Source organism: Lolliginicoccus lacisalsi (genome assembly GCF_014841105.1).
Classification (GTDB): domain Bacteria; phylum Actinomycetota; class Actinomycetes; order Mycobacteriales; family Mycobacteriaceae; genus Lolliginicoccus; species Lolliginicoccus lacisalsi.
The window spans coordinates 1-23876 of sequence record NZ_JACYWE010000002.1 but is presented as its reverse complement, the minus strand read 5'-3'; the positions used below and the strand labels follow the sequence as shown (position 1 = coordinate 23876).

The 23876-nt window shown below is 69.3% G+C and carries 21 protein-coding genes and 1 other RNA gene; 12 read left to right on the top strand and 10 right to left on the bottom strand.

The window, feature by feature from the left end; all coding sequences use genetic code 11:
• The first annotated feature begins 33 nt into the window (after positions 1 to 33).
• Entirely contained in the window at positions 34 to 1011 is a 978-nt protein-coding gene (locus tag HT102_RS03575) for a cobalamin biosynthesis protein (protein WP_192038064.1), read from the top strand.
• Here the strand turns inward: HT102_RS03575 and HT102_RS03570 are convergent.
• The 3 genes from HT102_RS03570 to HT102_RS03560 all read right to left on the bottom strand — a co-directional run bounded on the left by HT102_RS03570 (position 964) and on the right by HT102_RS03560 (position 3007).
• On the bottom strand, positions 964 to 1791 hold the full coding sequence (locus HT102_RS03570) for an SURF1 family cytochrome oxidase biogenesis protein (protein WP_192038063.1): 828 nt from the start codon (positions 1789 to 1791) through the stop codon (positions 964 to 966). The two genes, HT102_RS03575 and HT102_RS03570, sit on opposite strands and share 48 nt — an antisense overlap.
• A 78-nt stretch (positions 1792 to 1869) precedes the next feature.
• Positions 1870 to 2325 carry a low molecular weight protein-tyrosine-phosphatase gene (locus HT102_RS03565; RefSeq protein WP_192038062.1) on the bottom strand — a complete coding sequence of 152 codons (456 nt, stop codon included), beginning with the start codon at positions 2323 to 2325 and terminating at the stop codon, positions 1870 to 1872.
• Between the two features lie 10 nt (positions 2326 to 2335).
• Positions 2336 to 3007, bottom strand: a complete 672-nt coding sequence (locus tag HT102_RS03560) for an HAD-IA family hydrolase (protein WP_192038061.1) — start codon at positions 3005 to 3007, stop codon at positions 2336 to 2338.
• 49 nt (positions 3008 to 3056) lie between these two features.
• On the opposite strand from HT102_RS03560, the gene cobC reads away from it, so the two are divergent.
• The 6 genes from cobC to HT102_RS03530 all read left to right on the top strand — a co-directional run bounded on the left by cobC (position 3057) and on the right by HT102_RS03530 (position 9186).
• Positions 3057 to 4148, top strand: a complete 1092-nt coding sequence (gene cobC / locus HT102_RS03555) for an Rv2231c family pyridoxal phosphate-dependent protein CobC (protein WP_333473267.1) — start codon at positions 3057 to 3059, stop codon at positions 4146 to 4148.
• A complete protein-coding gene (locus tag HT102_RS03550) occupies positions 4145 to 5290 on the top strand; it encodes a Nif3-like dinuclear metal center hexameric protein (RefSeq protein ID WP_192038059.1) in 1146 nt (381 codons plus the stop codon). Before cobC ends, HT102_RS03550 begins: the two co-directional genes overlap by 4 nt.
• 108 nt (positions 5291 to 5398) lie before the next feature.
• Positions 5399 to 6121, top strand: coding sequence for a zinc ribbon domain-containing protein (locus HT102_RS03545; RefSeq protein ID WP_192038058.1), 723 nt, complete (start codon positions 5399 to 5401; stop codon positions 6119 to 6121).
• A gap of 18 nt (positions 6122 to 6139) precedes the next feature.
• Positions 6140 to 7303: a bifunctional RNase H/acid phosphatase gene (locus HT102_RS03540; RefSeq protein ID WP_192038057.1), complete on the top strand. Its 1164-nt coding sequence runs from the start codon at positions 6140 to 6142 to the stop codon at positions 7301 to 7303.
• 59 nt (positions 7304 to 7362) lie between these two features.
• An RNA gene (rnpB, locus tag HT102_RS03535) (RNase P RNA component class A) lies at positions 7363 to 7781 on the top strand.
• 67 nt (positions 7782 to 7848) lie between these two features.
• Positions 7849 to 9186: an NAD(P)-binding domain-containing protein gene (locus tag HT102_RS03530; RefSeq protein ID WP_192038056.1), complete on the top strand. Its 1338-nt coding sequence runs from the start codon at positions 7849 to 7851 to the stop codon at positions 9184 to 9186.
• A gap of 52 nt (positions 9187 to 9238) precedes the next feature.
• On the opposite strand, the gene HT102_RS03525 is transcribed toward HT102_RS03530, so the two are convergent.
• Together HT102_RS03525 and HT102_RS15805 are read right to left on the bottom strand one after the other, a co-directional pair.
• Positions 9239 to 10237, bottom strand: a complete 999-nt coding sequence (locus tag HT102_RS03525; protein ID WP_192038055.1) for a DUF4185 domain-containing protein — start codon at positions 10235 to 10237, stop codon at positions 9239 to 9241.
• A 110-nt stretch (positions 10238 to 10347) separates the two neighbouring features.
• Positions 10348 to 11394: a peptidoglycan recognition protein family protein gene (locus tag HT102_RS15805; RefSeq protein WP_333473266.1), complete on the bottom strand. Its 1047-nt coding sequence runs from the start codon at positions 11392 to 11394 to the stop codon at positions 10348 to 10350.
• A gap of 342 nt (positions 11395 to 11736) precedes the next feature.
• Here HT102_RS15805 and HT102_RS03515 point away from each other — a divergent pair, with 342 nt between their 5' ends.
• Entirely contained in the window at positions 11737 to 11916 is a 180-nt protein-coding gene (locus HT102_RS03515; RefSeq protein WP_192038054.1) for a hypothetical protein, read from the top strand.
• Between the two features lie 196 nt (positions 11917 to 12112).
• On the opposite strand, the gene HT102_RS03510 is transcribed toward HT102_RS03515, so the two are convergent.
• The 4 genes from HT102_RS03510 to panB all read right to left on the bottom strand — a co-directional run bounded on the left by HT102_RS03510 (position 12113) and on the right by panB (position 15566).
• The gene (locus HT102_RS03510; protein ID WP_192038053.1) at positions 12113 to 12457 is read right to left on the bottom strand and encodes a hypothetical protein; all 345 of its coding nucleotides are present in this window, start codon (positions 12455 to 12457) and stop codon (positions 12113 to 12115) included.
• 184 nt (positions 12458 to 12641) lie between these two features.
• The gene (locus tag HT102_RS03505; RefSeq protein ID WP_192038052.1) at positions 12642 to 14252 is read right to left on the bottom strand and encodes a CYTH and CHAD domain-containing protein; all 1611 of its coding nucleotides are present in this window, start codon (positions 14250 to 14252) and stop codon (positions 12642 to 12644) included.
• Positions 14253 to 14263: 11 nt separating this feature from the next.
• A complete protein-coding gene (locus HT102_RS03500; protein WP_192038051.1) occupies positions 14264 to 14668 on the bottom strand; it encodes a hypothetical protein in 405 nt (134 codons plus the stop codon).
• Between the two features lie 40 nt (positions 14669 to 14708).
• A complete protein-coding gene (gene panB, locus HT102_RS03495; protein WP_192038050.1) occupies positions 14709 to 15566 on the bottom strand; it encodes a 3-methyl-2-oxobutanoate hydroxymethyltransferase in 858 nt (285 codons plus the stop codon).
• 185 nt (positions 15567 to 15751) lie between these two features.
• On the opposite strand from panB, the gene HT102_RS03490 reads away from it, so the two are divergent.
• From HT102_RS03490 to HT102_RS03480, 3 genes are read left to right on the top strand one after another with little or no spacing between them, the layout of a single operon-like run.
• The gene (locus tag HT102_RS03490; RefSeq protein ID WP_225443204.1) at positions 15752 to 17344 is read left to right on the top strand and encodes an alpha/beta hydrolase; all 1593 of its coding nucleotides are present in this window, start codon (positions 15752 to 15754) and stop codon (positions 17342 to 17344) included.
• Between the two features lie 44 nt (positions 17345 to 17388).
• Positions 17389 to 18729, top strand: coding sequence for a type I glutamate--ammonia ligase (glnA, locus tag HT102_RS03485; protein WP_192038049.1), 1341 nt, complete (start codon positions 17389 to 17391; stop codon positions 18727 to 18729).
• A gap of 30 nt (positions 18730 to 18759) precedes the next feature.
• Positions 18760 to 21789: a bifunctional [glutamine synthetase] adenylyltransferase/[glutamine synthetase]-adenylyl-L-tyrosine phosphorylase gene (locus HT102_RS03480; RefSeq protein ID WP_192038048.1), complete on the top strand. Its 3030-nt coding sequence runs from the start codon at positions 18760 to 18762 to the stop codon at positions 21787 to 21789.
• Between the two features lie 29 nt (positions 21790 to 21818).
• Here the strand turns inward: HT102_RS03480 and HT102_RS03475 are convergent, their stop codons facing one another.
• On the bottom strand, positions 21819 to 22526 hold the full coding sequence (locus tag HT102_RS03475; protein WP_192038047.1) for a hypothetical protein: 708 nt from the start codon (positions 22524 to 22526) through the stop codon (positions 21819 to 21821).
• A gap of 668 nt (positions 22527 to 23194) precedes the next feature.
• Between HT102_RS03475 and HT102_RS03470 the strand changes: the two genes are divergently transcribed.
• A partial coding sequence (locus tag HT102_RS03470; protein WP_192038046.1) for a fatty acid desaturase occupies positions 23195 to 23876 on the top strand: 682 nt, incomplete at its 3' end.

Sequence of the window (23876 nt, the reverse complement as noted above, 5' to 3'; positions counted from 1 at the left end):
CAGGACGACGGGCAGGCGGGAGCGGGCACGAGCATGCGTCATTCGTGGGCGGCGGGCAGGGCCGCGGGGCTAGCCCTGGGCTTCCTCGCGGACCACTGGCTGGGCGACCCGCAGCGATTCCATCCCGTCGCGGGATTCGGGACTATCGCGCACCGCGCCGAGCAAGCCTGGTACCGGGATTCCCGTGGCCGGGGCGCTGTGCACTGGCTGGTTCTGGTGGGCGGAACGACGGGTGCTGCCTGCCTGGTGGAGCTCGCGCTGGCCCGGGACGGAATGCCCCGGCTGGCGAGGATCGGGTGGACCGCCGGTGCCACGTGGGCAACCCTGGGTGGCATGAGCCTGGCCCGGGTGGGCGAGCGCATGGCGGGGCATCTCGAGGCAGGTGACCTGGAGGCGGCCCGCGACCTGCTGCCCTCGCTGTGCGGGCGCGATCCAGCCCTGCTCGACCTGCCGGGCATCGCCCGGGCGACGGTGGAATCCATCGCGGAGAACACCTCCGATGCCACGATCGGCCCGCTCGTCTGGGCGGGATTGCTGGGCGCTCCCGGAGCGCTCGCCTACCGGGCGATCAACACCCTCGACGCGATGGTGGGCTATCGCTCGGAGCGCTACGGGCGCTTCGGCTGGTTCTCGGCCCGCGCTGATGATGCCGCGAACCTGCTCCCGGCCCGCTGCTGCGGCATGATCACCGTCGCTTCGGCTCCCGTCGTGGGGGGATCCCCGGCGCGGTCCTGGCGGGCGTGGCGGCGGGATGCGCGCTCGCACCCGAGCCCCAACGCCGGAGTGGCGGAGGCCAGCGCCGCGGGCGCGCTCGGTATCCGGCTCGGCGGCACCACGAGGTATTGGCATGGCACGGAGGAGCGGCCAGCACTGGGGGAGGGCCCGCCACCTCGCGTCGCTGATGTGCGGCGCGCTGTGCGCCTCTCCCGGCGCGTGCAGGCTGGTGCGGCCGTGCTGGCGGTGCTAGCGGTGGTGGCCGTACCGATCGGCCAGCGCATCGCGCGGGCGTGAGGGCGCCGCGGGCTCGGTGGCCTCCTCGTGCTTTCGGGTGCCGCGGCCCCGGCGCTCCCGGAGCTCGGCGCGCACGAAGTACAGCAGCCCGAGCGGCGCCATGATCCCGAACGCGATCCACTGCAACCCGTATGACAGGAACGGGCCCGCATCGAGCTGCGGCAAGCCGATCACGCCGAGGCCGCCCGGCTGATCGGCCGCGAGCTGCACGTAGACGGCAGGAAGGTCCGTGCCGGTGGCCGCGCTGATCTCCTCGGTGTTGATCGAGTACACCTGCATCACGCCGTCGTCGCCGTCGATGACATCCCGGCCGGTCGAGCCCTCGGGCATGCGCACCCGGCCCTCGAGCCGGACCTGGCCCTCGGGTGGCGCGGCGAACGAGGGAACCTCGGTGCCCACATCGGTGGGCACGAAACCCCGGTTGACGAGCACCACCGGGCCGCTATCGAGCTGGAACGGCGTGAGCACCTCGAAACCGGGCGTCGCATCGACCGACCGCAACCGCGCGACCACCTCGTCGGCGGGCAGGTACGAGCCGTTGAGCAGGACCCGCCGCCATTCGTCGTCCGCGGCTAGCGCGTCCTGGCCGGACATCAGCTCATCGACCGGCACGGGCTCGGCGTCGAGCGACTGCTCGATCAGGGAGTTCCGCTGCTCCGTCTCCGCGTTCTTGCCGAGCTGCCACGGCGCGAGGACGGTGAAGGCGAGGTAGGCGAACACGCCCACGATGATGATGAGGACCACCCAGCCTGGGCGGACGAGGAAACCGAGTCGGCGCACGCTACCACGGTAGCCGCGCGGGGCGGGCAGGTCGAAACCGTCGGCCACCGAACGCCGCCAAGATCACAGGCGCGCGGTCTACAGCCGCGCGCGGATCCAGTCGAGGATGCCGGGTATCGCGGCCTCGATCTGCTCGCGCACTTCCTCGAACTCCCGCTGGCTGCCCCAGTAGGGGTCGGAGACCTCCCAGGACTGCGCATCGGGATCGAACTCGCGCAGCAATCGCACCCGTGCGAAGTCCGCGCCGCGCTTGCGCAGCTCGCGGACATGGCCCTTGTCGAGCGCGAGGATCAGGTCAGCCCGCAGGTGCTCCGCCGCGACCGTGGCGGCCACGTGCTCGGTGGTGTAGCCCGCGTCCCGCAGCGCCGCGACGGTGCGGTGATCCGCTGGCTCGCCGACATGCCACGAGCCGGTCCCGGCGCTGCTCACCTGGACCTGATCGTGCAGCCCCTGCTCGCGCAGCGCGTCGGCGAGGATCCGCTCGGCCATCGGGGAGCGGCAGATGTTGCCGGTGCAGATGAAAGTAATGTGCACGAATCCGACTCTACCTGCTGGCGTCGAGCAACAAGTCGATCAGGCGCTCGGGGGAGCTGGCGACCCATCGCGCCCCGGCATGCTCGGTGTCGCTGCCGTAGCCCCAGGTGACCGAGATGGTGCTGATGCCATGGGCCGAGGCGCCTTCCACATCGTGGATCCGATCGCCCACCATCACCACATCACGGGCAGCGCGCTCGACCGGAATGCCTAGCTCGCGCAGCGCGTGCGCGATCACATCGGCCTTGCGCCGCCTCGTGCCGTCGTCGCTCGCCGTCCCGATCACCTCGAAGAACTGCTCGAGACCGTGGTGGCGCAGCATCTTCAGGGAGTTGGTCTCGGCTTTCGATGTCGCGACCGCGAGCCGGGCGCCCGCGCCGCGCAATGCCGCCAGCGCCTCGGGAATGCCGTCGTAGACGGTGGACTCCTGCCAGCCCAGCGTGCCGTAGCGCTCGAAGTAGGCGGCGAGCGCCCGCTCCGCGATGGCGCCCTCCACGCCCAGCGAGGCGAGCGTGTCGATCATGGGCGGGCCCACCACGTCCAGCACCGGGAACGCCGCGGGCACCTCAAAGCCGACCGCTTCGACGGCATGGCGGAAGCTCGCGATCACTCCCGGAGCTGAATCCGTCATCGTGCCGTCGAGATCGACGAGGACAACGGGGAAGCGGGACCTGCGAGCCATGCTGACCATCATGCCGTCCCGCATCGCCACCGCACTAGGCTGGTGCCCCGTGAGCATCATCGCGCGGCAGTCGCTCGATCCCGGACGGGGAGCCGGGGCGGATGCGCTGCGCCACCATGGCGACATCGACGCGGCGCCCGGACTGCTGGATCTCGCGGTGAACGTGCATGGCGCCGAGCCGCCGCCTTGGTTGCAGCATGCGCTGCGCGACCGGCTGCCGGATCTCGCGAGATATCCCGACCGGGCGGAGGACTGGGCAACGCGGGCTGTCATCGCGGCGCGGCACGGGCGCCACCCCGACGAGGTGCTGCTGCTCAACGGTGCCGCCGAGGGGTTCGCGCTGCTGCCCGGCCTCGCGCCGCGCCACGCTGTGGTGATCCACCCGTCCTTCACCGAGCCCGAGCATGTCCTTGCCTCCGCAGGCATCCCGGTGACGCGCGTGATCCTGCGCCCGCCGTTCGACCTCGCCCAGGCCACCATCCCGCGCGATGCTGATCTCGTGGTCGTGGGCAACCCGACCAATCCGACGTCGGTACTGCACCCGCGGTCGAGCATCGAGGCCTTGCGTGCGCCAGGACGACTCGTGGTGGTCGACGAGGCGTTCATGGACGTCGTACCGGGGGAGATCGGATCCTGCGCGGCGGAGGGTGCGGATGATGTGCTGGTGCTGCGCAGCATCACCAAGACCTGGGGGCTGGCCGGGCTGCGAGCGGGCTACGCGCTCGGCGCCCCGGAGCTGCTGCAAAGCCTGGCGCGGCCGAGACCGCACTGGCCGGTGGGCACCCTCGCGATGACGGCGCTCGCCGCGTGCTCCAGCGATCGCGCGATCACAGAGACCGCGCGGATCGCCGAACGCATCGCGGCGGACCGGGAGTACCTCCTCGCCAGGCTGGGTGGACTGCGCCATCGCGGCATCTCGGTGGTCGCTCCCGCCAGCGCTCCCTTTGTGCTGCTGGGCGTTCCCGAAGGCCTGCGGCAGGGCCTGCGCGGGCGTGGCGTGGCCGTCCGCCGCTGCGATACCTTTCCCGGCCTCGACGACCGCGTCATCCGGGTCGCGGTGCGCGAGCAGCCTCTGGTAGACACGCTGGTGCAGGCCATCGACGCCCTGGATGAGGAGCAGCAGTGCAGCAACCTAGCGTGAACGAGCGTCCCGCCACCATCGCGGATGCCATCGCCGTGCTCGAGTCCGCCTACCCGCCGCGCCTTGCAGAGGACTGGGACTCCGTCGGCCTGGTGTGCGGCGATCTCGCCGCGCCCGTGCGCCGCATCCTGCTGTGCGTGGATGTGACCGGCGCTGTCGTGGAGGAAGCGATCGAGCTGGGCACCGACCTCATCGTGGCCCACCACCCGCTGCTCCTGCGCGGTGTCGACACCGTCGCGGCGAGCACTCCGAAGGGCGCCCACATCCATCGGTTGATCACCGCCGGGTGCGCGCTCTATACCGCGCACACCAATGCGGACTCGGCGAGCCCCGGGGTCTCGGATGCTCTCGCGGAGGCGCTGGGCCTGCGGGTCGAGCGCCCCATCGCGCCCAAGCCGACGGCGCAGCTCGACAAGTGGATCGTGTTCGTGCCCGTGGAGGACACTGCTGCTGTTGCCGACGGGATGTTCGCCGCCGGTGCCGGAGAGCTCGGCGACTACCGCGAATGCGGCTGGCGCGTCACCGGCACCGGGCAGTTCCGGCCCGTTGCGGGAGCCAATCCGACCCTCGGGGAGATCGGGGAGCTCGAGCGCGTCACCGAGGACCGCCTCGAGGTTGTCGCCCCGCGAGGCAAGCGTGAACTGGTCCGCTCGGCCTTGCTCGATGCGCACCCCTACGAGGAACCGGCTTACGACGTGTTCGAGCATGCTTCCCTCCACTCGCGGGAAGGCCTCGGCCGCGTGGGGGAGCTGCCCGAGCCCGAGCCCCTGCGCCAGTTCACCGAGCGCGTGGCGCGGGCGCTGCCGTCCACGGTGTGGGGCGTGCGCGCTGCCGGGGATCCCGAGCGGCTGGTGCGCCGCGTCGCTGTCTGCGGCGGAGCGGGGGACTCCCTGCTCGCCACGGTGGCACGGCTCGGTGTCGATGCGTACGTCACCTCTGACCTCCGCCATCACCCCACCGACGAGAACCTGCGGGCAGGTGGCCCGGCGCTCATCGATGTCGCGCACTGGGCCAGCGAGTTTCCCTGGTGCGACCAGGCGCGGCGGCTCCTCGATGAAGCCCTGGCTTCGCGCGGTGTGCACGTGGCCGTGACCGGGCTGCGCACCGACCCCTGGACCGTGGCATCGGTCGGGCCAAGCTGAGCAAAAGCGGTATGGAAGGCAGCGGAAGCGTCACGACCGAGGCGGTAGGGTAGTGCGATTAGCCAGCACTGCACGACCACCTAGACCTGAATAACGGAGCGCAGAGACTTGAACGCCGAACCCCAGACTCAACTACGGCTCCTCGACCTCGCCGCCGTGGACGCAGAGATGCTGCGGCTGAGGCACCGGCGCCGCACCCTGCCCGAGGACAAGGAGCTTGATCGTCTCGCCGAGGAGCTCCGCGCCCGCAAGGACGACGCGGTGGGCAAGGAGATCGTGCTCGACGATCTCGACCGCGATATCAAGCGCCACGAGAAGGAACTCTCCCAGGTGCGCATGCGCGAGGAGAAGGACACTGAGCTGCAGCGTGGCGGGACGCTGCCTGCCAAGCAGCTCACCGAGCTGCAGCATGAGCTCGACAGCCTCGCGCGCCGCAAATCGATCATCGAGGACGAGACCCTCGAAGTGATGGAGCAGCGCGAGGCAGCGGAGGCCGACCTCCAGCACGCGGGAGCGCAGGTCTCCCACGTCGAGTCGCAGATCGCTGAGGTGAAGCGTCATCGCGATGAGGCCCTCGCGGACATCGAGACCGCGGAGCGGCGCTGCGCCACCGATCGCGACGCCATCGCGGGCTCCTTCCCGGCGGAGCTGCTCGCGCTCTACGAGTCACGCGTGCGGGCGGGCGGACTGGGCGCGGGCGTGCTGAACGGCGGCAAGTGCGGCGCGTGCCGCATCGAGCTCGACCGCGGCGAGCTCGCGCGGATCAACGCCGCCCCCGCCGACCGGGTGCTGCAATGCCCCGAGTGCGATGCCATCCTGGTCCGCAAGTGACGATGCGCGAGGCAGGCAATGAGCAGCACTGAGCCCGCGGCCCACCGCAGGGTCATCCTGGAAGCGGACGGTGGATCGCGGGGCAACCCCGGGCCCGCTGGGTTCGGCGCTGTCGTGCGCGACAGCACCACCGGCGCGGTGCTCGCCGAGCGCGATGAGTACATCGGCGAGGCCACCAACAACGTCGCGGAGTACCAGGGCCTGATCGCTGGCCTCGAGGCCGCCGCGGGGATCGGCGCGCGCATCGTCGAGGCGCGCCTGGACTCGAAGCTCATCGTCGAGCAGATGTCGGGCCGGTGGAAGGTCAAGCACCCCGACATGATCCCGCTGTCCCGCCGGGCCCGCGAGATCGCCGCCGGCTTCGAGTCGGTGAGCTACACCTGGATCCCGCGCGCGGAGAACAAGCACGCTGATGCCCTGGCCAACCGCGCGATGGATCGCGGTGCGGCGCCGCGAGAGCCACGAACGGGCACTGCCCCGAGCAGTGCTCCCGAGCAAGCGGCAGAGCCAGCGGACCCCGCGCCGGCAAGCGCTCCCGCCGCCGGATGGACGCGCCCCACGGGGGATCCCACCCGCCTGCTGCTGCTGCGCCACGGGCAGACGCGCCTGTCGGTGGAGCGCCGCTACTCCGGTCGTGGCGATCACCCGCTCACCGAGGAGGGCGAGCGCCAGGCTGCTGCGGCGGCGCAGCGCATGGCGAGGCAGCGGGGGCGCATAGCCGCGGTGGTGTCGTCCCCGCTGCAACGGTCCCGTGCCACCGCCGCCGCGGCCGCCGACGTGCTCGGCCTGGAGGTGCAGGTGCACGAGGGGCTGATCGAGACCGACTTCGGCGCTTGGGAGGGCCTGACGTTCGCGGAGGCATCGCAGCGCGATCCTGTGCTGTTCGAGCGGTGGTTGTCGGATACGTCGGTGGCACCGCCGGGCGGGGAGAGCTTCGATGTGGTGCATCGGCGCGTGCGGCGGGCGCGCGACGAGCTCATCGCTGCGCATGGTGGTGCGAATGTGCTCGTCGTGAGCCATGTGACGCCGATCAAGACGATGCTGCGCATGGCGCTGGATGCGGGGCCGTCGTTGCTGTACCGGCTGCACCTTGATCTGGTGTCGCTGAGCATCGCGGAGTTCTACCCGGATGGGGGAGCGTCGGTGCGGCTGGTCAACGATACAAGCCACGCTTGGTCCTGATCCGCCGCCGGTTCGCCGATGCGGGGCGGGGTGCGCCGACGGGCTATGGTGGTGATGGACGAGTCAGCTGGGCGATCGCGTCGGGAAGGACTGCCACCATGATGGTGGTGTGCTTCCTGCCGAGGAAAGTCCGGACTCCGCAGAGCAGGACGGTTGCTAACGGCAACCCGGGGAGACCCGCGGGAAAGTGCCACAGAAAACAGACCGCCGCCCGGCCGTGGCTGGGCTGGCAAGGGTGAAACGGTGCGGTAAGAGCGCACCAGCACCCTGGGTGACCAGGGTGGCTTGGTAAACCCCGTCCGGAGCAAGGCCAAAGGCCGCATCCTGGTGGTGCGGCTGCACGAACGCTCGAGGGCTGCTCGCCCGAGTTCGTGGGTGGGCTGCTCGAGGTACCCGGCAACGGTGTGCCCAGATGGATGATCGCCGCCCCTGCCCGCGTGGCGGGGCACAGAATCCGGCTTACAGGCTGGCTCGTCCGCCCCTTGCCTGTATAGATAGATATCTATATCCTGGCGCTTGTATAGACATCTATCAATGGAGTGAGCATGAGCGAGCTACCTGTCCTCGTCATCGGCGCCGGCCCCATCGGTCTCGCTGCCGCTACGCGCCTCGCCGAGCGCGGCATCCCCGCCCTCGTCCTCGAGCGCGGCCCCATCGCCGGCGCAGCAGTCTCCGAATGGAACCACGTCCGGCTGTTCTCCCGATGGGGCGAGCTCATCGACCCCGCTGCGCGCCAGCTCCTCGCCAGCACCGGCTGGACCGAGCCCGACCCCGATGCCTACCCCACCGGCCAGGATTGGGCGACCCGCTACCTCCAGCCCCTCGCCCAGGCCCTCGGGCCCGAAGTGGTGCGGACGGGCACCACCGTCACCGCCATCACCCGCCAATCCCGCGACCGCGTCGTTGACTCCGGCCGCGATACCGCGCCCCTCGTCGTTCACGCCACGAGCAGCAATGGCAGCACCGAGCGCATCCTCGCCCGCGCCGTCATCGACGCATCCGGCACCTGGAGCCGGCCCAACCCGCTCGGCACGGAGGGAATTCCCGCGATCGGCGAGACCGCTGCCCGCGACGGCATCCACTACCGCATCCCCGACCTCACCGACCCTGGCCAGCGCGCAGCATTGCTAGGCAAGCACATCGCCATCGCTGGCAGCGGCCACTCCGCGCTCACCGCGATCGGGCTCCTCGCCGACCTCGCGGCCGAGGACCCCGCCACCACCATCACCTGGATCCTGCGCCGCGCCAGCTCGCAGCCCGACGCCGCGACCAACGATGAGCTGCCGCAGCGTGGCGCCCTGGGCATCCGGGCCCGCGAAGCCGTCGATGCCGGGCTCATCCACCCCCGCCCCGGCTTTCGGGTCACCGAGATCGTCAGCACCGGACCGGGCCTGTCCCTGATCAGCGATGACGGGCAGCGACTCGACGGGGTCGATACCGTCCTCGCGCTGACCGGGTTCCGGCCCGACCATCGCATCACCAGCGAGCTCCGCCTCGATCTCGATCCCGTCCTCGAAGCGCCGCGCGCCCTCGCCCCGCTGATCGACCCCAACGTGCACTCCTGCGGCACTGTCTACCCGCACGGGCACCGCGAGCTCGCCCACCCCGAGCCGGGTTACTTCATCGCGGGCATGAAGAGCTACGGCCGGGCTCCGACATTCCTCGCCCTCACCGGGTACGAGCAGGTGCGCAGCATCGTCGCCGCCATCGACGGCGACCTCGCGGCCGCGGAAGCCGTCGAGCTGACCCTGCCCGAGACCGGTGTCTGCGGGGGAGCGGGCGTGTTCGACGACCCCGATGCCGCGAGCTCCGGCGGATGCTGCTCCGCGCCCCCTGCCCCGGCGGAGCTCCTCGCGCTGCCCACCTTCGGAGGGCGCCCCTGAGCACCAGCGCGAGGTCGTCAATGAGGCGGGCGCACCAGCCGTTTCAGCCGTTTCAGCCGCGCAGGCTCCCGGTGAACAACATCGCCTTGTAGGTCTCGTTGGTAGCGGTGTTCCACTGGCTCACCGACACCGTGAACGTATCCAACGTCGAACCGGGCACGATGTAGCCGCCATAGAGCTGCGCCACCTTGCCGGCCGCATGGTCCTCGTCCTCCCACCCGCAGCCCGTCAGCAATGTCAGCTTGCGTGCCTCGAACAGGTTGTCCGTGGGATGGTCGAGGACCATGGCGCGGATCGCGTACGCCGAAGCATCGAACCAGACCAGCACGAACTTGCCGTCGATCCGGCGCAAGCACATCTCGCCCCACGCGCCATCAAGGACTGGCGTGGGCGGATTGCCCCACTGCCAGCCCGACTCCGGCCGGAAGCCCCACGACTCCCAGCGACCCGGTCGCAGCAATCCATCAGTGGGCGCCCGGTGCAGGAACAACGGCTTGTCCCGCTGGAAACCCGAGCTGAACACATACACATGATCGTCGCCCGCAGCGCCTTCCGCCCAGGTGATCAGCTGCATCGTCCCGCCGAGATGGTGACCCGGCCACGCCGCGCGAGTCCGCTTCCACCGCTCGCCATCCCGCGAGGAAAAGATCCGGGCCTCCGTCACGTTGTGCAGCCCGGCATTGCGCATCGCCCACAAATAGGTGGTGCCGCCCACGGTCATCGCATCGGCGGGCAACCACGTCACTCCGCGATGGTTGCTCTCCCGGATCAACCGCCGCGCGTGCTTGCGGCCCGCGCACGAGCAGAACTTCACTGCCTCATCCGCAGCGACGTCCTCTCCGGGACGGGGCATCGGCGAGCGCAGCAGCACCGGGGACCGCCAATGCCCGCTGCCCGGCCCCAGCCCCGAGAACGTATCGCCGAAGAACCACCCCAGCTCCTCGCCGCCGGGCAGTTCCACCGGGATCCCTAGATCGGTGCCCACCACGCCAAACCGCTCGCTCGAGGTGCCCGGGCCCGTGAGATCGCTTGCCTTGCTCAGTCGTGCCATGCCCGCACCGTACCCGCGCACCGGCAGGATCCGTCGGCCCGCCGCCCCCGCGGACGAGGCGACCTGCCGCACCGTGCCCGCCACCGATGCGACCCGGCGCGCCAGCGGCCTCATCGCAGACCCAACCGGCGCAGCACCCAGCGCAGCGCATCACGCAGCGATCGCCATACGCGCTCCAGGATGCGGCGCCACCATGGACCCGGCGACGGGCCATCGCCACCAGGGGGCGCGGGTTCGGCAGGAGGTGCCGGGGCCGGGGGCTGGGGTGGCATCGGGGCCGGTGGGGCAGGCTCAGCGGGAGGCACCGGGGCCGGTGGGACAGGCTCAGCGGGAAGGCCATCCCGCAGGCCCGCCGACCAGGTGCCCGGGCCGATCAATCCCGTCGGCTCCCACCCATTCGCTCGCTGTACCGCCCGCGCGGCCGAGACCGTCGCCGCGTCCCACACGCCTGTCACGGGGGCACCCACGGCTTCCTGCCATTGCCGCAGGCCCACCCGCCACATCGGCCACTCCGAGAAATGCTGCCCGGATATCGACTCATCCGGGCCGTCCAGTGGCCCGAAGTAGTAACCGGACGGCAGCGGGAAAACTGAACGATCCGAGGAAGGAATGCCCGCCCGGATCCGATCCACGATTCGGCCCACCTCGGCACGGAACACATTCATGTCAATGCCCGCCGGATCGATCTTGCCCTCCGCGCTGTACTCCTTGTGGCCCACTACATCGCGAACGGGGAAGCCCGCCCGCACCGCCAGCGCCGCGCACCCCCGTGCGTACGCATCAAGCTGCACCAGAGTCCAGTCATACCGGCCCTGGGAATCCGGCCGCCCCGAGCTCACCGCCTCGATGCCCAGCACATGGAAGTTCGCGTTGTTGACAGGCCAGCCTGGCCAGCTCCCGCGTCCCGCGTGCCAGCACACGCCCGCGGCGATCACGCGGTACGTACCGTCCTTCTCCAGCACCAGGTTCGAGAGCGGACCCGGCAGATCCGGGCGCCCCTCGAGCACCACGCGCCAATCGTTGGGCGAGCCCCCCGCCGTGTGATGCGCCATCACCCCACGGATATCCCGGAATGTGCCATGGCCCCGCGCGCGCCACCCATCCTGCTCGATGACCCGCAAGCCCTCGGCCCGCAGTACATCGGCCAACCACGTCACGTTCCCCACCCAGGCCATGCCTCCTGAATCCTCCCCACGTGGCAGCAAAATCGTCCGGTCCACCATCATGCCCGCCACCCCCGACAATATGCACTCCGGACGCCCGCGGGTCGGAGACCGGTCTCGGCGGTGGGGGCGTGCCATTCCCGTCGAAGAGCGCGAAAAGCGACAGGAAATGTGCCCAGGCCGGTCGCTTTTCGCACACAAGTGGTCCGCGAGCCGGATCCGCGAGCCGGATCCGCGACCAGGGCAACCCGGGCGCGGGGGAGAGTCCACAGGCGGGCCGGAGGAACCGGCCGAGGTTGGCGCCCCCGCGATCGATCCGTGCGGCACACTGGTGTCATGAGCGATGACAACGAATGGTTCTACTGCGTATCCGATGGCACCGTGCGCCTGGGCAAGGAATCCCGGGGCCTCGAGCGCATGGGCCCCTACCCGGACGAGGCAACCGCGCGGCGCGCGCTCGAGATCGCGCGGGAGCGCAACAAGGCCGCGGACGAGCAGGACAAGGACTGGCGGTAGCCAGGGCGGGAACGGGCACGCCTGATGGCGCGCCATGGTCGGTGTGTGGGGCGCAACCGGCCATGTCATGGCGACGCGCAGCAGGCTCCGCTCCCTAGTTCGCTCTCCCTAGTTCGTCGTCCCAAGTTCACTGGGTCGCCCCGGTAGCTGAGGTCAAGGTCAGGTGGGACCTGGAACAACTCGAGGTCCGGATCAGCTACCAGAGCCCCGATCCCCCGCCAATAATGGTCGAGTCGAAATCAATGTCGGACAACACATGCCAGGACCTATGGCGCGGCCACATCACCGTCGGGGGACGCGCCACACTGTTCGGATGCTGAGTCACCTGGTCGGCCAGCGCGGAGATGTCCCCCTGCAACAGGATCAACTCGCGGCCAGCGAGCACATGGCGCGCAGGGTCAAACTCACCCTGCGTGAAGCCACCGCTCTGCCGAGGGCGAACGTCGTTGTGGCCGGACCAGAACCCGAACACGGAACCGTCCGCACGCTGGGTGGCCTCCACCAGGAGAGGCAGCAGCGCGGCGAACGAGACAGGATCCATCTGGCCGTGGCGTGGAAAGGATCCCCGCCATGGGAGGTGCAGACCAGGATCAGTGTCATTCCGCGACGCCTAGGGTTGCCGCTCACACGCACCACCCTCGGATCTGCGAGCGAAAGTCAACAGATGTCCGAATTCGAAGGCTGGTTTGTTGACTTTCGCTCGCAGATTTCTCCCGAACGACCCCCTACAGCTGGCGGATGGCCTTGCGGAGCTTCTTCCAGGCTGGCTTGAACCGCGCTTCGGCGATGTCCGCGAGCGCTTGCTCGTAACCGGCGAGGCGCGCTAGCTCGTTGGCGGGAACGCTGATCGCGGCCGCGCGCCCGGAGTAGTCGTCGAGCAATGCCCGGGTGATCACGCCGTCCTGGTGCTCACCAAGGATCTCCTGCACGTCCTCGGCGGCGTTGCGCGCTCGCTTGATGCGCTTGAGCGGCTTCCGTCCTACGTGATGCTTGCTGGCGACCTCGGCCGCGTAGCGCAGCCGCTTGGACTCCTTGCGCACCGTGTGCAGCAGCGGGTCGCGTTCCTGCTGGCTTGCCGCGGCCGCGGCGTCGCGGACATGCCCTCGGATGCGCCGGAACAGGCGCAGGAGTGCTTTGTCGACGATCTCCTCCGCGTCGGACCGGGCTTTTCGGTTGAAGGATTCCGCGCCGAGCAGTTGATCGAGCGACGTGAGCAGGTCGAAGTAGCGGTCGGAGCGGAGCGCTTCGACGACAGCGGCGAAGGCGGCGTCGAATGCTTCCTGCTGAGTGCCTAGCAAGCTCTTGCGCGTGGAGGTGGCGATGGTTCCGGGGGCCTGGGTGTCGATCAGCGCGGCGAGCCGGCGGTGCATCACTTCGGCGTCGCGCGCTTCGCCGAGCACCTTGGCGAGCCATTTCAGCTCGGACTCGACGGGGTCGGTGCGGGAGCGGTCGAGGATGGGCCGGTATGCCCGGAGCACGCTGCGCATGCGGCGGGCCGCCACGCGCATCTGGTGGATCGCATCGGGGGCGTTGGCGCGGACGAGGGGGTCGTGCGCGAGGAACGCGGCGCGATGAGTGCGCAGGGAGTCCACGGCGAGCGCTCCGGCGGTTCCGCGCGGGAACCGCGCATCCTCGGAGCCAGCGGGATCGGACCCAGCGGGATCAGACCCAGCGGGATCAGACCCAGCATCACCATGCCCAGGGCTCGTGCCTCTCGCTGGCGAGTCAGTGAGCGGCCCGATCGTGCGGGCTAGCTTGGACGGGCTCGGCGAGTCGTGCGCGCCCGCGGCGAGGACCCGTTCGCGGATCGCGTCGAGCAGCTTCTCATCGCCGGTGATGAGCGCGGCCTCCCATTCCCGCCAGTGCGTCTCGTGCCGGAGGCCGGGGCGCACGGAGAGCCCGGTGACGTGGTCGTCGGTGACCTCGGCGAGCGCGGCACCGTCCTTGCCGATGAGCGTCGTGGTGGATCGCTGGTTGACGATCACGGCGATGGGGAACAGTTCCTGCCCGCGAACGTGCACCTGGATGTGGTCGATGAGGTCGCTGGGCGGGCCCGATGCGAGATCAGTGAGGGGCGAGTGGACCTCGCGCCGCGCGCCCTCGCTGGAGGGAAGCTTCAGGTGCCAGCCCGCGTCGCTCCCGCCCGTGCGGTGGCGCAAGGTGATCCGGGCTCGTGACAGGTCGAGCCCCGGGGTGTCGAAGTACGTCGCGCTGAGCTGGGCGCGGTCGGGGCCGCGGGCCTCTGCCACCCGCTTGACCGTGTCGAGGCGGGGGAAGGCGATATCGATCCCTGCCTCGAACTTCAGCTCCCGCTCGATCGATTCCGTCACAGCCATGCGCGCCTCCTCTATTCGGGTAGCCCCACGAGGGCCGAGGCGATCGATTCGATCTCCAGGTCGTCCATCACATTCGACCGTACGCCTGGGCAGGCCGCCTCGAGTGCTTCATCGACCGCGCCCCGGTTGCTGGCGAGCGCGACCAGGTCGACCTGGTTGCGGCTGGCCCAGTCGATGACGAGCCCGTTGAGGGTGATGCGCCCGATGGTGCGCGTGTAGGTGCGCATCTCCTGCCCGCGTTCCTCGAGGTCGGTGCACAGCTCCGAGGCGTCCGGCAAGGTGAATCCCGCGCTGGGCCCGGGCGCGGGGGAGGGCGTGCCGGTGGCCGGGCCGTTGTTGTTGACCTCCACCGAGCAGCCGCCGGCGACGAGCGCCACGGGCAGGATCGCGAGGGCGATCATTCGACGATGGCGCATGGGGGCCTCCTACGGATCGGTGGTCGGTGGAGCGGTGTCTTTACTCGTCGAACGTGTGCTCGGGCCCGGGGAACGACCGCTCGCGCACCGCTGCGCCGTATTCGCGGGCGGCCTCGCTCAGGACGGCGCCGACATCACCAAAGCGGCGGACGAACTCCGCGGTGCGGCCTCCGCTCATCCCGGCCATGTCCTGCCACACAAGTACCTGCGCGTCGCACTCGTTGCCCGCGCCGATCCCGATGGTGGGGATGGGGAGGGACTTCGTGATGCTGCGCGCGAGCACCGCGGGCACCATTTCCATCACTACCGAGAACGCGCCCGCTGCCTGCACTGCCTCGGCGTCGGTCACGAGTTGCTCGGCCCCCTCGCCGCGACCCTGGACGCGGAAGCCGCCGAGGCTATTGACGGACTGGGGCGTGAACCCGATGTGTGCCATCACGGGGAGGCCCGCGATCACGAGGGCCTCGATCTGCGGTGCCATTCGCTCGCCGCCCTCGAGCTTGACGGCATGCGCCCCGCCTTCCTTCATGAAGCGGATGGCGCTCTCCACAGCCTGCTGCGGGGACACCTCGTAGGACCCGAACGGCAGGTCGGCGACGACGAGGGCATTCGGCGCGCCCCGCACGACGGCCCGCACGAGGGGAATCAGCTCATCGATAGAGATGGGCACTGTCGTGTCATATCCATAGACCACGTTTGCCGCGGAATCGCCCACGAGCAGGACAGGGATCCCGGCTTCGTCGAAGATGCGCGCGGAGGGGTAGTCGTAGGCGGTGAGCATGGGCCAGGCCTGCCCCTCGGCCTTCCACCCCTGCAAGTGATGGATGCGCGTGCGGGTCCGCTTGGGAGCTTCCGCGGCGGTTCCGTATACCGGGTTCTCGGGCGATGCGTTCGTCATGGATGTCCCTTCGCGCCTCGAGGCCCGGCCAGCGGGTCCCCGGGAATGGTGTGGTGACACTTCACAGTCTGCCACTGCCACGGTCAATCCTCCGCTGCTGGGCACGGATGTGACGTGGATTACGGATCGGCCGCCAGTGTGGCGCGCGTGGTGAAGCCGGGGCAGGCCATGGCACGATTCTCGGCATGGTCTTCGGCACTCCCCCCGCAATGCCCCGCTCGCGCGCCGGCCTGGCGCCCTGGCGGCGGCGCGCTGTGATTGCTGTGGCGCTGGGCACGGTCTTCGGCATCGGTGCCACCGCGTGCGCGGAGCCCGCGGGGGGCGACGGCGATCGCGGTCTCGCGCGGTTCTATGAGCAAGCCGTGGACTGGGGGGCGTGCGCCGGATACGCGGAGGATCCCGCCACCGGCAGGGCGCTGGAATCAACCGGCTTCGAGTGCGCCCGCGTCACCGTCCCGCTCGACTATGGCGATCCGGGCGGGGCCACAGCGGAGCTCGCGGTGACCCGGCTGGCGACCGCGACGAGCAAGATCGGCTCGCTGGTGGTGAATCCGGGCGGCCCGGGCGCGAGTGGCATTGGCACGGCAGCGAACCTCGCGCAGGTGTGGAGCGGGACCGAGCTCGCCGACCGGTTCGACCTGGTGAGCTGGGACCCGAGGGGGGTCGCGGCCTCCACCCCCGAGGTGCAGTGCCTCACCGGAACGGAGATGGACGAGTACCGCCGCCTCGACCACGTGGACATGTCCGCGGAGGGCATCGCCCGCACCGAGGCGGACATGCAGCGCTACATCGATGCGTGCGCCGAGCGCTCCGGGATGGAGCTGCTGACCAACGTGGGAACGCGGGAGAACGTCCTTGATCTCGACATCCTGCGCTCGGTCCTCGGCGATGACGAGCTGAACTATCTCGGCTACTCCTACGGCACCTACCTCGGCGCGCGCTACGCGGAGCGGTTCCCGGGATCGGTGCGGGCCATGGTGCTCGATGGTGCCGTCGATCCAGCGATGGATCTCGGTGATTCGATCGTCCAGCAGGGACAGGGCTTCCAGCGATCCTTCGATGCGTTCGTCGCCGATTGCGGGCCCCGGCCCGAGTGCCCGCTCAGCGATGACCGCGACGTGGCCATCAAGGAGTTCCGGGCCCTCGTGGATCCCCTCGTCGACAGCCCGGCGTGGACGTCCGACGGTCGCGGCCTCGGCTACAGCGATGCGATGTCGGGAGTCATCCAGGCGCTGTACTCGCCCCAGCTGTGGCGGCTGCTGCGCTCGGGCCTCATCGAGCTCGGTGATGGCATCGGGGATCCCCTGCTGCTGCTCGCCGATACCTATGAGGGCCGCCAGGACGATGGCAGCTACTTCAACTCCACCTCGGCGTTCCATGCCGTGAACTGCGTTGACACTGTTGCCGTGACGGACCGCGAGCAGTGGGGCCAGTACGACACGCGCTACCGGTCCGTGGCGCCGTTCACCGACGACGGGCGAGGCACGGGCCAGGCGCCGCTCGACATCTGCGCGTTCTGGCCGGTCGATCCCACTAGCGGGCCAGCGCAGCTCGACATCCCCGATTCGGTGCCACCGTCGCTGGTCGTGTCCACCACCGGCGATCCCGCCACCCCCTATGAGGCTGGTGTCGAGCTCGCCCAGCAGCTCGGTGGCGGCATGCTCACCTACGAGGGCGATCAGCACACCGTTGTGCTCGGCCTCGACGAGTGCGTCGACACGCACGTCACCCGCTACCTCGTGGACCTGCGCCTACCACCAGAGGGCGAGCGCTGCTAGCGGATTCAGGTGTGCCAGGGCCGTCAAGTGATAACCTCGCCGGTATGGATCGCCAGAAGGAATTCGTGCTTCGCACGATCGAGGAGCGCGACATCCGGTTCGTCCGGCTGTGGTTCACCGATGTACTCGGCTACCTGAAGTCGGTGGCGATCGCCCCGGCGGAGCTCGAGGGTGCCTTCACCGAGGGCATCGGCTTCGACGGTTCCTCCATCGAGGGCTTCTCGCGCGTCTCCGAGGCCGACACCGTCGCCAAGCCGGACCCCTCGACGTTCCAGATCCTGCCGTGGGTCCACAAGGACGGCAAGCCCCACACCGCGCGCATCTTCTGCGACATCACCATGCCGGATGGCTCGCCCTCCTGGGCTGATCCGCGGCACGTGCTGCGTCGCCAGCTCAACAAGGCCGGGGATCTCGGCTTCACCTGCTACGTGCACCCCGAGATCGAGTTCTTCCTGCTCAAGGACTCTCCCGAGGATGGCACCGAGCCCTTGCCCGCGGACAAGGGCGGCTACTTCGACCAGGCCGTGCACGACACTGCCCCGAACTTCCGGCGCCATGCCATCGAGGCCTTGGAATCGATGGGCATCTCCGTCGAGTTCAGCCACCACGAGACGGCGCCGGGCCAGCAGGAGATCGACCTGCGCTACGCCGATGCGCTCTCGATGGCCGACAACATCATGACCTTCCGGTACGCGGTCAAGGAGGTCGCGCTGCTCGAGGGAGTGAATGCCTCGTTCATGCCGAAGCCTTTCAGCCAGCACGCCGGCTCGGCCATGCACACGCACATGAGCCTCTTCGAGGGCGACAACAACGCCTTCTTCAATCCTGACGATCCGATGGAGCTCTCGGACACCGCCAAGCACTTCATCGCCGGCATCCTCACTCACGCCAGCGAGATCAGCGCGGTCACCAACCAGTGGGTGAACAGCTACAAGCGGCTCATCCACGGTGGCGAGGCACCGACCGCGGCGTCCTGGGGCAGGGCCAACCGCTCGGCGCTCGTGCGAGTGCCCATGTATACCCCCAACAAGGCTGGCTCCCGCCGCATCGAGGTCCGCAGCCCCGATTCGGCCTGCAACCCGTATCTCACGTTCGCCGTGCTCCTCGCCGCCGGGCTCAAGGGCATCGAGAAGGAGTACGAGCTTCCCGTCGAGGCCGAGGACGATGTGTGGTCGCTGACCCGGGCCGAGCGGCGCGCCATGGGCTACCAGGAGCTGCCTGGCAACCTCGACCAGGCGCTGCGCGAGATGGAGAAGTCCGAGCTCGTCGCGGAAGCACTCGGCGAGCATGTGTTCGACTTCTTCCTCCGCAACAAGCGTGCCGAGTGGGAGCAATACCGCAGCCAGGTCACCCCGTTCGAGCTGAAGACCTATCTCTCCCTGTAAGAGGCTCCCCGAGAAGAGAGGTTCCTCGTGATGGCCCGGCCACCACAAGGCCGATCGCTGATCCCCGGCCCTGCTCGCCTCGGCATGGTCGATCCGCAAGCCGCCGACCGCCTCGCCTCGCTGGGCTGGGACCGCGATGAGGACATCGACCTGCTCTGGGCCCTGTCGCGCGCCCCGGACCCCGATCGTGCGTTGCTCGCCATCGACCGGCTGCGCGATGCCCTCGCCAGCGAGTGGGAGGAACTCGATGCAGCGCTGCGCGAGGACACTGGCCTGCGCGGACGGTTGCTCAGCGTTGTCGGATCCTCCACCGCCCTCGCCGATCACCTCATCGCCAGGCCCCACCTGTGGCACAAGCTGCGCGGCCAGGACCTCGATCTCCCCGATGCCGAGGGCCTGCGGGCGAACATGCTCGCCGCGGTCGAGGCCGGGGCCGAGCCCGAGCAGATCGACGGGATAGACCTAGCACGGTCACTGATCTATCGCGCCGCCACCACCGGGCACGCGGCGATCCCGGCGCTGCGCAACGCCTACCGCGACGAGCTGCTGCTCCTCGCCGCCGCCGACCTCGCGGCCACCGTGCAGAACGAACCGGTCCTGCCCTACCCCTCGGTGGTCCGGCACCTCAGCGATCTCGCTGCCGCCGCGCTCACCGCCGCCCTTGCCGTGGCCGTGGCCACTGTGTGCCCTGACAAGCCCTGCCCCTCCCGGCTCTCCGTGATCGCTATGGGAAAATGCGGGGCCCGCGAGCTCAACTACGTCTCCGACGTCGACGTCATCTTCATCGCCGAGCCCGCCGACAGCACCGCCACCCGGCTCGCTAGCGAGATGATGCGCATCGGCTCGGCAGCCTTCTTCGAGGTCGATGCCGCCCTGCGTCCCGAGGGCAAGTCCGGAGCGCTCGTCCGCACCCTCGACGCCCATATCGCCTATTACAAGCGATGGGCGCACACCTGGGAGTTCCAGGCGCTCCTCAAGGCGCGCCCGATGACCGGCGACATGACGCTCGGCGAGCAGTACGTGACGGCGCTGAACCCGATGGTGTGGGTCGTCTCCGAGCGCGATGACTTCGTCGACAACGTCCGCAAGATGCGCCGTCGCGTCGAATCGCTCATCCCCGATGACATCCGCGACCGCGAGATCAAGCTCGGTGCCGGCGGGCTGCGCGACGTCGAGTTCGCCGTGCAACTGCTCCAGCTCGTGCATGGCCGCGTCGACGACACCCTCCACGTCACTGCCACCACCGAGGCGCTCACCGCGCTCGCCTCCGGCGGCTACATCGGCCGCGAGGATGCCGCCAACCTCACCGCCTCCTACGAGTTCCTTCGCCTGCTCGAGCATCGCCTCCAGATGCAGCGGCTCTCCCGCACCCACACCCTGCCTGCCCTCGACGACGGCGAGGCCCTGCGGTGGCTCGCCCGCGCCGCGCACATCCGCCCCGACGGCAAGACCGACGCGGCGGGCATGCTCATCCAGGACATCAAGCGCAACATCTCCCGCGTCCGCCGCATCCACACCAAGCTGTTCTACCGGCCGCTGCTCGAATCCGTTTCCAAGCTCGACACCGATGCGCTGCGCCTCCCCGAGGAGGCAGCGACCCGCCAGCTCGCCGCCCTCGGCTACTCGGCGCCCCGCAACGCCCTCGGCCACCTCCAGGCGCTCTCCGGTGGCGTCACGCGCAGCAATCGCATCCAGGCACTGCTGCTGCCCACCTTGCTGGATTGGCTGAGCGATACGCCCAACCAGGATGCTGGCCTGCTCGCCTACCGCCGCATGTCCGAGGAACTGCGCGACAAGCAATGGTTCCTGCGGACGCTGCGCGACGAGGGCGCTGCCGCCCGTCGGCTGATGCACATCCTCGGCTGCTCCGCCTACGTGCCCGAGCTGCTGCTGCGCGCGCCTGATGTGCTGCGGCTCTACGCCGACGGTGCTCACGGGCCCAAGCTCATCGGCACTGATCCCGACGATGTCTCCAAGGGGCTGCTCGCCTCCGCCACGCGGCACGGCTCCGCCCAGCGGGCGATCTCCGCGGCCCGCTCGTTGCGCCGGGCCGAGCTCGCGCGGGTCGCTTCCGCCGACATCCTCGGCATGCTCTCCGTGCCCGCGGTATGCCACGCGCTCTCCTCGGTGTGGGTGGCCGTGCTCGAGGCCGCCCTTGGTGCCACCATCGCCTCGAGCGTCGAGGAACGGGGCGAGCCAGCGCCGGCCCGCATCGCGGTCATCGGGATGGGACGCCTCGGTGGGGCAGAGATCAGCTACGGCTCCGACGCCGACGTGCTGTTCGTGTGCGAGCCGCAACCGGGCATCGACGAGACCGTCGCGGTCAAGTGGGCGACCGGCATCGCCGAGGCACTCCGCAAGCATCTCGGCGCGCCGAGCACGGACCCGCCCCTCGAGGTGGACACCAACCTTCGCCCCGAGGGACGCAGCGGACCCATGGTGCGCACCCTCGCCGCCTACGATGCCTACTACAGCCAGTGGGCTCAGATCTGGGAAGTGCAAGCATTGCTGCGCGCGCACCAGGTCGCTGGCGATCACGATCTCGGCATCGAGTTCCTGCACATTGCCGACAAGGCCCGATACCCGCAGGGTGGGGTGTCGAGCAACGCGGTGCGCGAGATCCGGCGCATCAAGGCGCGGATCGACTCGGAGCGGCTGCCGCGCGGCGCCGATCCCAAGACGCATACCAAGCTCGGCCGTGGCGGGCGCGCGGACGTCGAATGGACCGTGCAGCTATTGCAATTGCAGCACGCGCACGAGCTCACCAGCCTCCGCAATACCTCGACACTGGAGACGCTCGACGCCATTGCCGCCGAGGGGCTGCTCAGCGAGGAGGACACCGACCTGCTCCGGGAAGCCTGGGTCACGGCGACCAAGGTGCGCAATGCGCTCGTCCTGTCCCGTGGCAAGCCGTCCGACCAGATCCCTGCCGGGGGACCGGACCTCCGCGCGGTCGCCTATGTCGCGGGCTGGCGCGGGGATCCCGGCGAGTTCGTCGAGAACTACCGCCGCATCACCCGCAGGGCGCGCACCGTCGTCGAGCGGGTCTTCGGAGGCTGAGGGCAAGAGGGCCGGGCCAGGGCTTCGGACTAGGGCTTCGCCGGTGGACGCTTGCTCGTCCTCGGCGGAGTTCCTGGAACGGGCTTGCTCCGCGACGGAGGCTTCACCTCGACTGGTGGCTCGACCAAGTCCTCGCGGACACCATTCGGCCACGCCACTCGCGGGAACCGGGGGCGGGGCAGGCGTGCCGCGAGATCGGTCAACGGCTCCGCGGCCTCGGTGATGTAGCGGGACGCCGATTCGATGCGTGCCAGCGGATCCTGCAAGCCCTCGATGGTCGGCGCGATCGCCACCATGTTCTCGAGCAGGGCAAGCACGCGCTCCGCGAGACCGTTCTCCATCACGACCCGCTCCACGAAGCCACCTGATTGGAACACCCGGTCGACCATGCCGTCAGGAGCGAGCGCGGAATCCACGAAGCCGCCATCCTGGATGGCCTTGCCTAGCGGCCGCTCCGGCGAGGTCGCCGACGTTATCGCGCGCAGCAGCGCGACGGGACCGTAGGGATTGGAGAGCAGCGTCATCACTTGCTCGGCGACGCCATTCTTGCCGACGATCACATCGGCCATGTCGATCAGGCCGTTCTCGCGGCGCAGCGGCCCATCCGGGCGTACCCACTGGCTCGCCATCACCGTGACCCGCACGCCGACGATGCTCGCGCGAACCGGCAACAATGCGACATCCACCAGCAGCATCCCCCCAGAGTACTGGGTCTTCGAGGGCACGCTGGGAATCATGGCTCGATCGTTGCGGACGGGCCTGCGCTGGTCCAGCAGGCTCTGCTTGGGACGGCCCGCCAGCTCGTGCGAGCGCCGAGCACCTGGCGGCAGGGCAGGCAAGTGCCGACCAATTCTGCCACTCTTTCGCTGCGGAGGCAGGATCTCGGGCTCCGGGCTGCGGAAAACGTGCCGGAACGGCAACACGGCAAGACCCCCAAACATGGTGATGACTCGAACGAACGGCGCGCTGCGGGGCAGGGCCCCTCCAGCCTAATGGCGAAATCGCGCGAGCGTCAGGACGGGCGCGCTCGGTCCGCGGCGCAGCGGCTTGTCCAAGGCCGGCCAGTCGATGGCATGCCCATTGCACCGGGGTCGCGGCGGCGGCAGGGGGTTCTGGCGACGGTGTGATGAACGTCGCATGCTCCTGGGGGCTAGCATTCCGGCGCTCGGCCGCGAAAAGGGAACCAGTGAACAAATCATGTTGACCTGCTTGTTTGTTACCAGTTCTTGATCATCGTGCTGCAATCATGCTTGCTGGAGCTAGCGTCAAATCGCTCGAGATGTCCCCCGAGTGGACAAAACCGTAGATCGTGTCTAGCCAAGGAACGGGGTACCCCTTATAGTCAAATCCACAAGCGGCTTCGGCATCGGGGCCGAGCACACGAACACGATGAGGTGTTACTCCCATGACCACATCCTTGAACCAGGACACGACGGCCGCGGCTGTCGACACCAGCGCGGAGGAACTGCAGCGCTGGCGCGACAAGAAGAAGCTCCTGTGGCCGCTCTCGCTGATCCCGGCGACCGCCGCCTTCCTCGCCTGGGGACTCGTCGAGCTGACCGGCATCGGCGCCTTCTGGTGGGCCGGCTTCCCGATCGTGTTCGGGCTCATCCCGCTGCTCGACATGATCATCGGTGATGACGGGGAGAACGCGCCGGACGAGTTCATCGAGGAGCTCGAGAACGACCCCTTCTACCGCTGGGTCACCTACCTCTACCTGCCACTGCAGTACGGTGGCCTGCTCCTCGCCAGCTGGCTGTGGGCCAGCGGCAACCTGAGCGTCCTCGATAGCATCGGCCTGGCCACCACGGTCGCCATCACCTCCGGCATCGGCATCAACGTTGCCCACGAGCTCGGCCACAAGAAGGAGGAGCACGAGCGCTGGTTCTCGCGCATCGTCCTCGCGCAGTCCTTCTACGGGCACTTCTACATCGAGCACAACCGTGGCCACCACGTCCGCGTCGCCACCCCCGAGGATCCCGCTTCCTCGCGCATCGGCGAGTCGTTCTACCGCTTCTGGCCGCGCACCGTTAGGGGCGCCCTCGTCTCCGCCTGGGAGATCGAGAAGAACCGCCTCGAGCGCCTCG